Source organism: Arthrobacter sp. yr096, from assembly GCF_900108925.1.
Lineage (GTDB): Bacteria > Actinomycetota > Actinomycetes > Actinomycetales > Micrococcaceae > Arthrobacter.
This window is the reverse complement of the sequence record NZ_FNYI01000003.1, coordinates 307,232-319,405: the sequence shown is the minus strand read 5'-3', so window position 1 is coordinate 319,405 and position 12,174 is coordinate 307,232. Positions and strand designations below refer to the sequence as shown.

Sequence of the window (12,174 nt, the reverse complement as noted above, 5' to 3'; positions counted from 1 at the left end):
CCGCGTGACTGCCCGACGACGGCTCACCCACCCGCCTGGGGTGGGGCTGACAAGAGGGCGTCCTGGAGTTCCGGACTCACCCCCGGCGGAACGTCGAGCTCAACCGCCAACGCCAGCAGCGCCCTGCTGAAGTAGTTCCTGGCAGCGGCAGCCAGGGTGATGTCCGCTATCTCCCGGTCACTGAACCCAGCTTCACGCAACTGCCGGGAGTCGTCGTCGTTCATGGAGGCCGCATCGGTACTCAGCTTCACCGCGTAATCCATCATGGCCACTTCCTCCGGCGGGAGACTGGCGTGGTGAAAGTCGCGGGCAATCGCGATCAGTTGTTCCTCATTGATGATGGTGAGTGTCTTCTTCCCATGGGCCAGCCTGCAGTGGGATGACCCGATGGCTTGGGCAGCGGCGAGGGTCACCAACTCGTAGCGGCGCAGGCCCATCGATGAACTGATGGCCTGTGTCAGGGATTCCCACACCACATGTGCCTCTGGATTCAGGCTCATTGCCTTGGTGTGGCTGGGAACGTACCCCATGGATTTGACGTCTGCAGCGTAGATTTCAGCGGTCAGGCCGGTAGCTTCGCCTTCGGAAGGCACTGTGAGGATGGACATGCCGGCTATTGTGGCCCTGCCTTCGACTTTTGTAAATGAACGGTATGTTCAGTCAGTAAGCGGCCGCTTAAGGAAAAGAGCCGTTAACCCAAACCCCAGTGGGACCCTTGCCGACTAGTCGAAGCTTCAAGTTGTACGACATCGAATTACTTGATCTTGCAACTAACTGCCATCGAAAGAAGCCGCGCAGGCCAGACTGGTCACACCCCCAGTGAAAGCGCAGACCCACCATGATCTCCCTGCAGCAAGACTCCCAAGGATTTATCCGCATGAACAGGCATTTCCCGGCAACCGCCGCAGTTGCCGTCAGCTTTGCCGATGGCACCCAGGAAGTCTTCACAGGGCGCCGTCTCAACGAAATCTACGACCAAGCCCTTGCGGCCTACCGCGCGGGCAACAACCTGGATGCGAAGGGATTCTCCCGTGGCCCGCAGAAGAAAGTTCAGCAGGGCATAGAGTTCGTTCCCGTATCCCCAGGAATGTCCGGCTGAATCAAGCCCTGCCGGCGGCGTGGGCCACGCAGAAGGGCGTCCATGGCCGGGCCTCAAGCCGCCCCTCCGGGATGGCAAGGCCGCACACGGCACAGTAACCGTACCTTCCCGCTGACAGGCGGCCCAACGCCGCCTCGATCTGTTCCAGTCCCGCTTCGCTTTGGGTCAGAAGCGCCGAGGCCTGCGACAACTCAAAGGCGATGGTACTGCCTTCCGGGTCATGCTCATCATCCACATTGGAGTCCACCCGCGCGGCAGTCACCGAGCTGATGTCACTCCCCAAAGCCGCAAGGAGGGCGAGTTTCCGCTCGCGCTCCTCCTCCAGAAGGGCCCGGAAACGGGCCACGTCAACCATTGGTGCCGGACGCCGGGTAAGGGTCACAGTTCCACTGTGCCACTTTCACCGACGCTCATCCGGGAGTCGGTGACCTTGGACTTGACCCACTGGAACACGGTTGCCATGGTGCCCCCCGGACTGGTCCAATACTCCGCAGACTCGGAGTCGACCCGGATCAGGCATACGTCAGGCGTTTCGGGACCGTCCGGATACCAGGCCTCCACTACCTGGTTCCACATCCCGCGGATCGTGGCGCGGTCGGTCACCACGTACGCAGTTCCTGCAACGGAAACCCATTCCGTGCTTTTGCCGAACGAAACATTGACCCTGGAATCGGCACGCAGGTGCGCCACCTGGGATGTGCCGAGCCCGGTGAAGAACCACAGATCGCCATCCTCCTGAACTTCCTGGACAGCGAGGGGCCTGCTGACAAGCGCGCCTTCGGCGTTGATGGTGGTCAGCATGCCAATTCTGGAGTCGTTGATGATGTCCGTGACCTTCTTGATGCCCTGATCTTCGGCCATTACGGGCCCCTTTCGTCCGCTACGGGGTCAATCCCCGCTCGACAGCCTATTAGTAAGTCTCCTTATTTACTAGCTTGCCTTGGAACCACGTGCCCGGTGAAGAGACCGTGGCCCATTACCCCAGCTGCCTGGAACCTCTCCTTGCCCAGGTGAACGCGCGGACTGGACTGTCCCGCTAATCCCGGCTCAGGGGTGCATCGATAACGCGGGGAACATACTCCAGCAACTGGAGACGACCGTCAAACGTCCGGCTCTGGATCATGTCCAGGGCTACGTCCGGATACCCGTCATAGATCCGCTCCCGGCCTGTCTTCCCGGTGATCACGGGAAAGACAACCAAGCGGTACCTGTCCACGAGGCCGGCCTTGAGCAGCGAACGGCAAAGGCTCAGGCTGCCGAGTGTGCTGAACGTGCCCTGCCGCGTCCGCTTCAGTTCCCGCACGGCCTCCACAGCGTCCCCCGATATCAACTCGGAGTTGGGCCACGCCAGGGGTTCGGTGAGTGTGGAGGAGAAAATGATCTTGGGCATGGCCGCCAAGCCCGTCAAACTCGCACCCTCTTCCTCCGAAAACCCGGAGCTGTCTTCCGAGGCTTCCTGGGACATGCCGGCCATCACCCGATAGGTATTGGCGCCCATGAGGGTGGTGAAATCCTGCTTTCCTTCTTCCTCGAGCCAGGCCAGGTACTCCGGCCCCTCCAGTCCCCACCAGCCGGGCCAACCTTCGGCTGAGGCGTAGCCGTCAAGGGAAATGATCAGGTCCACCATCAGGGTTGCGGTCGTCTCACTCATAGCAGTCTCCTCAATTGAGCAATGCGCGTTGACCGTGCGCGGAAATGCTAGCCCCGGAGGGATCGGGCGTTCAAGAGGTCCACGCTAGAGGAGGAGAAGGACGAAGCCGCCCAGGGTACTCACGATCCCGACGCCAGTGAGTATCCAGCCCAGAATCAGAATGGTGTGGTCGTGGCGTGGCGGCTGGAGGGAACATCGCGAGGGGTGGCAAACGTCATAATGGACCAGCACAGCAGACGAAGCGATACTGCCGTCCTTGGCCGCAACGTCCAACAGGACCTTTTGTTCCTCGTTGGCTTGGTCCACCCATTGCAGGCCCAGGAAGCCCCCGGCGGCAAACTGCTCCCCTTGGGCGGTGACCCATTGGCACCGGCGTCTGGCGATAACCCACGCGATGATCAAGAGGGGCACGCCGGGGACGAACCCCACCCACGTCATCATTTCCAGGATGGGGCCAAGGACATCCAGGGAACCGGCCATGAGTTGATCCTAAGCGCAACTGATGAACCGGCTGCATCCGGTCCATCAAGAGTGGTCAGACGGTCCTGTCCGCCCTGGAACGCCACAGCAGGTAGACGAAGTACGGTGCACCCACCAGCGCCGTCATGATGCCCGCGGGGATCTGCGCCGGGGCGATGACCGTTCTGCCGATCACGTCCGCGAACAACACCGTGCAGGCGCCAATAAGCGCTGCAACCGGGAGGACCCGTGCGTGCCGGGCGCCCACCAGTGTCCGGGCCGCATGGGGTGCCACAAGCCCAACGAAGGCAATAACGCCTACCGAAGAGACGGCGCCGGCAGTCAAAAGAACCGCCACGGAAAGGAGGAGCAACCGGGACCCGGACAAACCGATTCCCAGCACGCGGGGAGAGTCGTCATCAACCGCTATCAGGTCCAGATCACGGCGCATGCCCGCGAGAACGGGCAGGGCAAGCACCAGGGCCAGCAGCGGGGGCAGAACTGAGGCAAAGTTACGGCCGTAGGTAGAACCAGACAGCCATGTCAGTGCCTTCGTCTGGTTGAACGGGTCAGTGGTCACCAGGAGAACAGTGATGGCGGCTGCCAGCCCTGCGGAAATGCCAATGCCGATCAAGACCAGCTTGTTTTGTTGAAGCCCGCCCCGGAAAGCCAGCCCGAAGACCAGCATCGCGGACAGTGCCGCTCCCCCGAGCGCGGAGCCGGTAACCACCCAGGCACCTGCAGTGGGGACAGTGGTGATGACGATGATTGCTGCGAGGCCGCCACCGCCGGAGACGCCAAGAATTCCGGGCTCGGCCAGGGAATTGCGGGACACCGCTTGAATCAAGGCGCCGGCCAGAGCCAGCGCAGCTCCGGCGAGTACAGCGGCAAGGACACGCGGCATCCGGGTTCCCAGTACAGCGCTGACGCGGTTTCCTGACTGACCGGTGAGCCAATTGACCAGGTCCCCCAGGAGTAGCTTCGCGTCGCCCAGCAGTGCGCCGGCCACCAGCAAACCGGTGAGCAAAACCAAGAGCCCGATCAACACGCCAAGGAAGAACCTGCGGGATCGAAGCTTTGCCAAGGCGTCACCGGCAACACTCAACCCGGCGTCGGACATCCGCATGGCCAGGATGACAAGGAATACGGCACCGAAGACTGTTGTAACGGCGCCGGTGGGCACTTCAACACCTGCCTGAGCGCCGAAGAGTCCACGAACCAGGACGTCCGCTCCGATGACAACCACCGCACCGGCCAAGCCGGAGATGGGCAGCAGCGCCCTGTGTCGTCCCAGTCCTCCAAGTCGCGAGGCCAGCAACCGCACGATGGCAGGCGCGCACAGGCCCACAAAACCGATCGGACCGGCGATGGTCACAGCAGCAGCGGACAGAACTACTGCAAGCACGACGGCGCCCACCCGGGCCAGGCGCGGATCCGCACCGGCCAGCCTTGAGGCATCATCGCCCAGACCCAAAAGATCCATCCGTCGGGCAAGGAGGAACAGACCGGTTATGGCCAGAAGGACCACAGGCGTGAACTGGATCAGCTCATCGGTGCGTGACTGCGCGAGGCTGCCTTGGCCCCAGGCGTAAAGGCCAGTGGTCTCCTGGCTGAACAAAAGAAGGAATGCGCTGGTGGCCGAATGCAAGCCCAGGGCAAGTGCCGTACCGGCCAGCACCAAACGGATCGGGCCGCCATTTCCGTTCGCACCACCGCCGGACAAGGCAAGTACCAGCACTGCCGCGGCGAGGCCGCCGATGAAGGCGATGCCACCGGACAAGAGGGCCGGAAGAGTCAGGCCGAACGCGGCCACAGCAACAATCGCGAAGTGTGCGCCGGCGTTGACAGCGAGCGTGTCAGGGGAAGCAAGGACGTTGCGGGTGGCCGACTGCAAAGCTGCCCCGGCCACCCCCAACGCGATACCGACCAACAGGCCGGCGAAAAGGCGCGGCACCCGCGAAGCAAGCAACACTGCGGTTTCCTGGTCTGTTCCGTCTCCGGTGAGAAGCCCCAACAACTGGAAAGGGCCGACGTCGGCCGTTCCTTGAGTCAGGTGAATCATGGAAAACAGGGCCAGAATAACTACTCCAACGCCAGCCACCAGGGCTGGACCGGAACGAAAGCGGCCGTCTCGTCCGGATGGCGCGGCTGGTACGGGAGCACCCGCCACGGCCGTGGGTACGGTCATGGCGGGCCTCTTCACAGTGTCGGTCATGCGGGTGGGACTACTTGGTCAGCGACGCGACGATTGCGTCGACGTACTGCGTCATCGAAGCAGGTCCACCGAACATCCAGATGCCGTCGGCGAGGCGGTGAACCTTGCCCGAGGCGACGAACGGAAGCGACTTCCACACGGCGTTGTCAGTCAGCTGCTCGGTGAAATCGCCATCGGCACTGTTGGTGATGTAGACGAAGTGGTCAGCGTTGATTGCGGTGAGGCCTTCGACGTCGGTGGAACCCAGGCCATACGCGGGGTCACCTTCAACCGTCCAAGGGTTGACGAGCCCCAGCTCGGTGTTGATATCCGCCAGCAGGGAACCCTTGGTGAACGGACGGACGGAAACCTTGCCATCCGCCACCCAGCCGTCGGCGAACGCTACGCGGGATCCACCCAGGCCCGCTTTCTCGAGATCTGCCTTGCCCTTGGCGACAGCGGCATCAAAGGCCGCGATGGCTTCGTCGGCTTTCTTCTCTGTACCGGTTGCCTTGGCGACCAGCTTGAGGTTGTCCTCGGCCTGCGCGATCTGGCGGCTGCCGTCTGCGGACTTCACCACAACCACCGGAGCCAATTCTTCGAGCTGCTTGATGACGGGTTCGGCGAGGTCGGTGGTGGCGACGATGAGGTCAGGATCCAGCGACGCGATGGTGTCGAAGCTGGGCTCGTTGCGGGTTCCGATGTCCGTTGGGGTGCTGTCCAGCTTGCCGGCCGTAACCCAGGCGTTGTAGCCCTTGACGTCCGCGACGCCCACCGGCATGACGCCCAGTGTGGTCAGGTTTTCCACCACGTTCCATTCGGTGCCGATCACGCGTTTGGCGGGCGCGTCGAGTTTGACTTCGGTGCCGCGGGCATCAGTCACCGTGACGGGTTCTCCGGCAGCGGCAGTATTCGATGCCGAGCTTGCCGGGCCTTCGGTGGTGCCGCAACCGGTGAGCAGGATTGCCAGGGCGGCAGTTGCAGCCAGGGCCTTGTGGATCTTCATGGACACAGGGGTCCCTTTCATATGTGAGGGTTGACTCGTTGGGGTGATGCTGTGGTTACTGGTTATTGCTGTGCCGTCCGACGGCGCGGGTGCGCAGCCTGCCGGTCAGGGGGTCGGTGTGGGTGACGATGGGGATTGAGTAAACCTCAGTCAGGAGCTCAGCATCGAGGGCCTCGTGCGCTGGCCCTGCGGCAGCGATACGGCCTGCGGACAGGACCACCACGTGATCGGCCAGAGCGGCTGCCTCATCGAGGTCGTGCAGTACAACGCCGATGGCCACACCGTGAACACGCGCGAGATCGTGCACAAGATCAAAGATCTCCACCTTGTAGCGCAGATCCAGGTGGTTGGTTGGCTCGTCGAGCAGGAGCACCGAAGTGTCTTGGGCGAGGCAGCTTGCCAACCACACGCGTTGCAGTTGGCCGCCCGACAGTTCGTGAACGCCGCGGCTTCCCAACTCAGCAACGCCCGTCAGCTCCATGGCGCGATCGACGGCGGCAGGACCCTCGGGATCGGCAGCCCGCCACCGTCCACGGTAAGGATGGCGGCCGAACTCGACCACGTCACGAACGCTCAGGCCATGAGGTACTGGCCGGCTCTGCGAGAGCAAAGTCACGTGACGCGCAAAGTCGCTTCGCTTCATCATGAGGGCATCGCTTGCTTCGCCGTCTGCAGGGCGGACGGTCACGGTACCGGAGGTTGCCTCGTGCAGCCGGGCCAGAGCCCGCAACAGTGTGGACTTGCCGCTGCCATTCGGACCCACCAGGGCTACGATGCGGCCCGGTTCGAGGCTAAGCCCGGCACCGTGCACCACGTCCTTGTCCCCATAGCGGAGGACGAGGTCGGTGGCTTCAAGCCCGGAGAGTTCGTTCAGTTCAATCACAAAATGAAAGATTAGCTTAGCCTTACCTAATTCATAAAAACGTGTCTGAGAATGTCGGCGCCGGGGTGCTCCACCGTGGGTCAGGCACGTGCAAGGCTTGTTCCATGGACCTTGAAATCCCGCCTTCGCTGACGATTCCTGCGTCGGAACTTGGCTGGCGGTTTTCGCGCTCGTCGGGTCCGGGCGGACAGCACGTCAACACCACGGACAGCCGCGCAGAGTTGTTGTGGAATGTCGCCGATTCTTCCGCAGTGACGGAGGAACAGCGGTTGCTGCTGCTGAGGCGCCTGGGACCAAAACTCGTGGCCGGAGTCATCACAGTCACAGCCTCGGAGGAGAGGTCCCAACTACGTAATCGGGAGCTTGCCTTGGCCAAGCTGGCCAAGCTCATCACCCATGCACTGGTCCCGGAAAGTGTCCGCCGCCCGTCCAAGCCGACCCGGGGCTCCGCCCGGCGCCACCGGGTGGCGAAGGAACACAGATCGGTAACCAAACAACAACGACGCCGGCCCTCGGCCGAGTAGCCGGCTCCCCTGTTGGCAGCGGCAGGTCAGTGGGACCATACAGTCATGGCACCCATACAGCGCATCCGCCCGAAAGGGCTGGTTTCCAGCCCTGCTTTCAGTCATGTCGCCGTTGTCCCGCCCGGCGCCACTACCATCTACGTTGGCGGCCAAAACGCTGTCGATGCCAGCGGGGTACTGGTGGGCGAGGGCGACGCGGCCGCCCAATCTGCCCGGGCACTCGACAACGCGAAGACCGCGCTGGAAGCCGCAGGTGCCGCATTAGGCGATGTGGTCCAGTGGAATGTGCTCTTCGTCCAGGGCGCCGACCTCGCTGCCGGATACGGGGCGATTGCCTCCAAGCTGGCATCCGAGGAGCCACCCCTGGTGACCGCCGCCTTCGTGGCAGGGCTGGGGGTGCCGGGCGCGCTGGTGGAAATCAGCGCGATAGCCGCAGTCGAACGGGACTAGCTGCCGCTGATCTCCACCCACTCGGCGCGCCACTCCGGAGCTTGGAAGGATTCGCTCCAGTACGCCGTCTCCTTGGCAATCCTGCCGTCCCGGAACTCGAAGATGAAAACCGTCTGGTACTGAGGGCCGTCGTAGTCCAGCAGCGCCTCTGCCACCACAAGATCCCCGCCGCTGAGCAGTCGGTGGGGCGTGATAGTGGGCAACTGCGGAAAAGCGTTGTAAATACCCCGGCGATTCCCAGCGCCGCGCACAACTTCCCCGGACTGCGGCCAGTGCATCACCGCGTCATCATGGAACAGCTCATCCATGACGTCAATACGGCGCTCGTTGATGCAGTCGATCAGCCGCTTGACCACGTTTTCATTGCCAATTTGATCTGCCATGAACCGCATTGTCCTCCTGGGTAGAGGCCCGCGCTACGGAAGGTGGACCCGCTGTCAGTGGTTTTTTATCAGATCCATGAAGCCTTGGAGATGTTCGGCCATGTCCACCGATTCGTCATAGAGCCAGCTCAATTGGATTCCATCCACCAGCGCGGTGATCTGGCGGGCTACAACGCGTGGCGAGAGGCCTTCGCGCAGCCGGCCCGCCGCAAGTTCACGTTCGAGTTCGGCCTCCACCGAGGCCACGAAGTCCTGGTTCCGCCGGAGCTGGAAGGCATGGGCGGGGTGATCGGGGCTGATGGCTTCCGCGCGCAGCGTTGCGTCGAGGTGGATCACGCCACGGATCCCGGCATTGTGCCGCATGACTGCGGGCACGGTTTCCAGGAGGCCGCGTTCGCTGATGAGTTCGGTGCGCCATGGCCCTTCCCGCTCTTCGCGCAAGACCAACACGGCCTCGAGCAGCGCTTCCTTGCTCCCGAAGTGATGGAGGAGAGCGGTGTGACTGGTTCCTACGGCTTCGGCAATCTGCCGGATGGACAGGCCGAGGTACCCCTTTTCGGCGAACACCTGAAAAGCAGCTTCCACCAGCTCAGCCCGCCTTTTTGCCCCGTTCGCGTAGGGAGCACGCTTGCCCGTCCGGCCCGGTGTGCGACTGGGCTGAGTGCTGGTTTCCTGATCCATGTGAGACCTCCTTCGGACGAGGCTATCAAGTTTCTTTTCCACTTTGGTAAAGAAATTTTGACGAAAGTATTCCAAAGTGGTCAAAGTATGGATACCTTTGCAGGAGACATCAAGGGCAGGGACTTCACCACGGCCCGCATCACCTGTCATTAAGAGCCAACGGTGGCTCTGGTCCAAAGGAGGATTCCCATGGGTGACCCAACAACGCAGGCACAGGTCTTGGAACCTGCCGGGCGAGCAACACTGGACGCCGGCGCCGGCACGGAAGCCGCTACACCGCCGTCGAGCGCAGTGCCTTCAGGTGCGGCACCGCAGCAGCCGTCCACCAAAAAGACCATGGCCCTTGTACTCATCGCCGCTTTGGGCATGTACATCATGAGCCTGACTCTGGGTACGGCTCTCTCGCTGCGCCTGGCCGCAGTTGATCCGGCCGCCAAGGAGACGAGCTACGGCATGGCGGTCTCCATCAGTTCACTGCTCTTGCTCGTCACCATCCCGCTGACTGGCGCCCTGTCCGACCGCACGGCAGGCCGCTTCGGCCGGCGTCGCCCGTGGATCATCGGCGGGCTGGTCCCTGCACTGCTTGCCGCTGCCGTCATTGGCACAGTGCCCTCCACACCCGTGATTGTCGCGGCGTACGTGGTAGCACTGGTGTCTGCCCAGGCTGCGTTCAACGCTTACGCGGTCATTCCCATCGAGGCGCTGCCGGACAACAAGAGGGCGCGTGTCATGGGAGCCATGGGCATGGCCGGTGCACTGGCAATGTCCGCTGGTTCGTACATCGCCGCGTGGCTGGTGGACGCCCCGCTGCTCATGATGTGCGTCCCGGTCCTGCTGGCACTCATCTGCAGCATCCCGCTCCTGGTGATGTACAAGGACCCCGCAAAGACACGCGCCGAACTCCCGCCCCTGGACCTCAAGGGCTTGGCGAAAACGTTCCTGGTTGACCCCCGAAAACACCCCAACTTCGCCTGGGCATGGGCCTCACGATTCCTGGCAGGCATTGCCATGACGGCCCTGTTCGCCTACTTCATCTTCTTCCTCATGGACGGGCTGGGTATGCCGATTGCCGAGGCCGGGAAGAGCGCGGGTCTGCTGACCCTCATCTCGGCACCTGTCAGCATCCTCTTCTTCACCGTATCGGGTTGGCTTTCTGACAAGATCGGCCGCCGCAAACCGTTCGTCATCGCCGCCGCGTTGCTGATGGCCACTGCCCTGGTCATCGGCGCAACGGCAACCTCGTTCGAACAGTTCGTGGTGGCGTGGATCGTGTTCGCCATGGGCCAGGCCATGTACCTCACCGTGGATCTTGCCTTGTGCGCCGCGGTCCTCCCTGACGCCAAGGACACCGGTAAGGACATGGCGGTCTTCAGCCTCGCCCTCAGCATCCCCAACATCATCGTTCCCGCAGCCGCCCCCGCGATCCTCGCCATCGGCAGCGGCCACAACTATGGCTTCCTCTGGTTCGCAGCCGCCGCGCTGTGCGCCCTGGGAAGCGTCACCGTCACATTCATCAAGGGTGTCCGCTAGCAAGCGGGCATGGAAAAGGAAACAACAATGACCACCTCCCAGTCCTTCCCCGACGACTTCCTCTGGGGAGTCGCAACCGCCGCACACCAAGTGGAAGGGAACAACGTCAACAGCGACACCTGGCTGCTGGAGCAGCTGCCCGGCACCATCTTCGCCGAACCCTCCGGTGACGCCATTGACCACTATCACCGGTATCGCGAGGACATCGCGCTCATCGCCAGCCTGGGGTTTACCACGTACCGCTTCTCCTTGGAGTGGGCACGGATTGAGCCGGTTGAAGGTCAGTTCTCGACGGCAGCACTCAACCATTACCGCCGCGTCCTGGAAACTTGCCACGAGCACGGATTAACACCGGTGGTCACCTTCCACCACTTCACCTCCCCGCTGTGGCTGCTGGCCGCCGGTGGCTGGGAAGATTCAGCGACCCCTGAACGTTTCGCCCGTTTCTGCGATCACGCCACTGAACACCTTGGCGACCTCATCGGCGTCGCGTGCACGCTCAATGAGCCCAACCTTCCGTGGCTGCTCAAGGAAATCGGCATCGGCGGCGGACCTGCCGAAAGCCGCGGCGAGGTGCCCATCTGGGCGGCGGCCGCAGAGCGCCTCAACATTGAGGCGGCCCGGGTGGCCCCGTTCCAGTTCACCGTCTCCAAGGCGGGCTTCGATGTGAAGCTCGCAGCGCACCAGGCCGGGCGCGATGCCATCAAGGCCCGCTATCCGGACCTGATGGTCGGCTGGACCCTGGCCAACACGGACATTCATGCCGCCTCCGGCGGAGAAGCCAACGCAGACCGCATTCGCCGCGAGGTTAACGAGCGCTTCCTTGAAGCCTCCCGGGGAGACGACTTTGTGGGAATCCAGACGTACGGCCGGACGGTGTTCGGCGCAGATGGACTTGTCCACGCTGAAGATGGCGTTCCCACCAACCAAATGGGAGAGGAAATCTACCCTGAGGGACTGGAAGCGACCATCCGCGAGGCTGCGCGTATTGCGCAGATCCCGGTCATCGTCACCGAGAATGGCCTCGCCACCGAGGATGACACCCAGCGCCTGGACTACCTTCGCACCGCAGTGACCGGCGTGGCTTCCTGCCTGGCTGACGGACTTGACGTCCGCGGCTATATCGCCTGGACAGCCTTCGACAACTTTGAGTGGGTGTTCGGCTACGTCCCCAAGTTCGGACTGATCGCCGTGGACCGTCAGACCCAGGAACGCACTCCCAAACCCAGCGCATACTGGCTGGGAGGCGTAGCGCAGGTCAACGGCGCGGCACTGGACCTCGTCAACCAACCTGCCTGACCCGGACTCCCCCAC

15 protein-coding genes are annotated in these 12,174 nt (G+C 62.8%); 5 read left to right on the top strand and 10 right to left on the bottom strand.

Features of this window, described 5'->3' with window-relative positions; translation table 11 throughout:
- Nucleotides 1-23: 23 nt before the first annotated feature.
- Nucleotides 24-608 carry a carboxymuconolactone decarboxylase family protein gene (locus BMY91_RS09375; RefSeq protein ID WP_177179888.1) on the bottom strand — a complete coding sequence of 195 codons (585 nt, stop codon included), beginning with the start codon at nucleotides 606-608 and terminating at the stop codon, nucleotides 24-26.
- A 230-nt stretch (nucleotides 609-838) separates the two neighbouring features.
- Between BMY91_RS09375 and BMY91_RS09370 the strand changes: the two genes are divergently transcribed.
- Entirely contained in the window at nucleotides 839-1,099 is a 261-nt protein-coding gene (locus BMY91_RS09370; RefSeq protein ID WP_090821199.1) for a hypothetical protein, read from the top strand.
- Between the two features lies 1 nt (nucleotide 1,100).
- Here the strand turns inward: BMY91_RS09370 and BMY91_RS09365 are convergent, their stop codons facing one another.
- The 7 genes from BMY91_RS09365 to BMY91_RS09335 form a co-directional block, all read right to left on the bottom strand.
- Entirely contained in the window at nucleotides 1,101-1,454 is a 354-nt protein-coding gene (locus BMY91_RS09365) for a TraR/DksA family transcriptional regulator (RefSeq protein ID WP_090821197.1), read from the bottom strand.
- A 23-nt stretch (nucleotides 1,455-1,477) separates the two neighbouring features.
- Entirely contained in the window at nucleotides 1,478-1,960 is a 483-nt protein-coding gene (locus BMY91_RS09360; RefSeq protein WP_090821195.1) for a pyridoxamine 5'-phosphate oxidase family protein, read from the bottom strand.
- A 175-nt stretch (nucleotides 1,961-2,135) separates the two neighbouring features.
- The gene (locus BMY91_RS09355; protein ID WP_090821191.1) at nucleotides 2,136-2,750 is read right to left on the bottom strand and encodes a dihydrofolate reductase family protein; all 615 of its coding nucleotides are present in this window, start codon (nucleotides 2,748-2,750) and stop codon (nucleotides 2,136-2,138) included.
- An 84-nt stretch (nucleotides 2,751-2,834) separates the two neighbouring features.
- Nucleotides 2,835-3,230, bottom strand: a complete 396-nt coding sequence (locus tag BMY91_RS09350; RefSeq protein ID WP_090821184.1) for a hypothetical protein — start codon at nucleotides 3,228-3,230, stop codon at nucleotides 2,835-2,837.
- A gap of 55 nt (nucleotides 3,231-3,285) precedes the next feature.
- Nucleotides 3,286-5,424: an iron ABC transporter permease gene (locus BMY91_RS09345; RefSeq protein WP_090821182.1), complete on the bottom strand. Its 2,139-nt coding sequence runs from the start codon at nucleotides 5,422-5,424 to the stop codon at nucleotides 3,286-3,288.
- 10 nt (nucleotides 5,425-5,434) lie between these two features.
- On the bottom strand, nucleotides 5,435-6,415 hold the full coding sequence (locus BMY91_RS09340) for an ABC transporter substrate-binding protein (RefSeq protein ID WP_090821180.1): 981 nt from the start codon (nucleotides 6,413-6,415) through the stop codon (nucleotides 5,435-5,437).
- Nucleotides 6,416-6,464: 49 nt separating this feature from the next.
- Nucleotides 6,465-7,292, bottom strand: a complete 828-nt coding sequence (locus tag BMY91_RS09335) for an ABC transporter ATP-binding protein (protein WP_090821178.1) — start codon at nucleotides 7,290-7,292, stop codon at nucleotides 6,465-6,467.
- A gap of 104 nt (nucleotides 7,293-7,396) precedes the next feature.
- On the opposite strand from BMY91_RS09335, the gene arfB reads away from it, so the two are divergent.
- Nucleotides 7,397-7,816, top strand: coding sequence for an alternative ribosome rescue aminoacyl-tRNA hydrolase ArfB (arfB, locus tag BMY91_RS09330; protein ID WP_090821176.1), 420 nt, complete (start codon nucleotides 7,397-7,399; stop codon nucleotides 7,814-7,816).
- A 45-nt stretch (nucleotides 7,817-7,861) separates the two neighbouring features.
- Nucleotides 7,862-8,266 (top strand): RidA family protein, encoded by a 405-nt coding sequence (locus BMY91_RS09325; RefSeq protein ID WP_090821174.1) that lies wholly within the window; start codon nucleotides 7,862-7,864, stop codon nucleotides 8,264-8,266.
- On the opposite strand, the gene BMY91_RS09320 is transcribed toward BMY91_RS09325, so the two are convergent.
- Together BMY91_RS09320 and BMY91_RS09315 are read right to left on the bottom strand one after the other, a co-directional pair.
- On the bottom strand, nucleotides 8,263-8,649 hold the full coding sequence (locus tag BMY91_RS09320) for a nuclear transport factor 2 family protein (protein WP_254779773.1): 387 nt from the start codon (nucleotides 8,647-8,649) through the stop codon (nucleotides 8,263-8,265). The two genes, BMY91_RS09325 and BMY91_RS09320, sit on opposite strands and share 4 nt — an antisense overlap.
- A gap of 54 nt (nucleotides 8,650-8,703) precedes the next feature.
- On the bottom strand, nucleotides 8,704-9,330 hold the full coding sequence (locus tag BMY91_RS09315) for a TetR/AcrR family transcriptional regulator (RefSeq protein ID WP_090821171.1): 627 nt from the start codon (nucleotides 9,328-9,330) through the stop codon (nucleotides 8,704-8,706).
- A 189-nt stretch (nucleotides 9,331-9,519) separates the two neighbouring features.
- On the opposite strand from BMY91_RS09315, the gene BMY91_RS09310 reads away from it, so the two are divergent.
- A complete protein-coding gene (locus BMY91_RS09310; protein ID WP_090821169.1) occupies nucleotides 9,520-10,860 on the top strand; it encodes an MFS transporter in 1,341 nt (446 codons plus the stop codon).
- A 27-nt stretch (nucleotides 10,861-10,887) separates the two neighbouring features.
- On the top strand, nucleotides 10,888-12,159 hold the full coding sequence (locus BMY91_RS09305) for a glycoside hydrolase family 1 protein (protein WP_090821167.1): 1,272 nt from the start codon (nucleotides 10,888-10,890) through the stop codon (nucleotides 12,157-12,159).
- The last annotated feature ends 15 nt before the right edge of the window (nucleotides 12,160-12,174 follow it).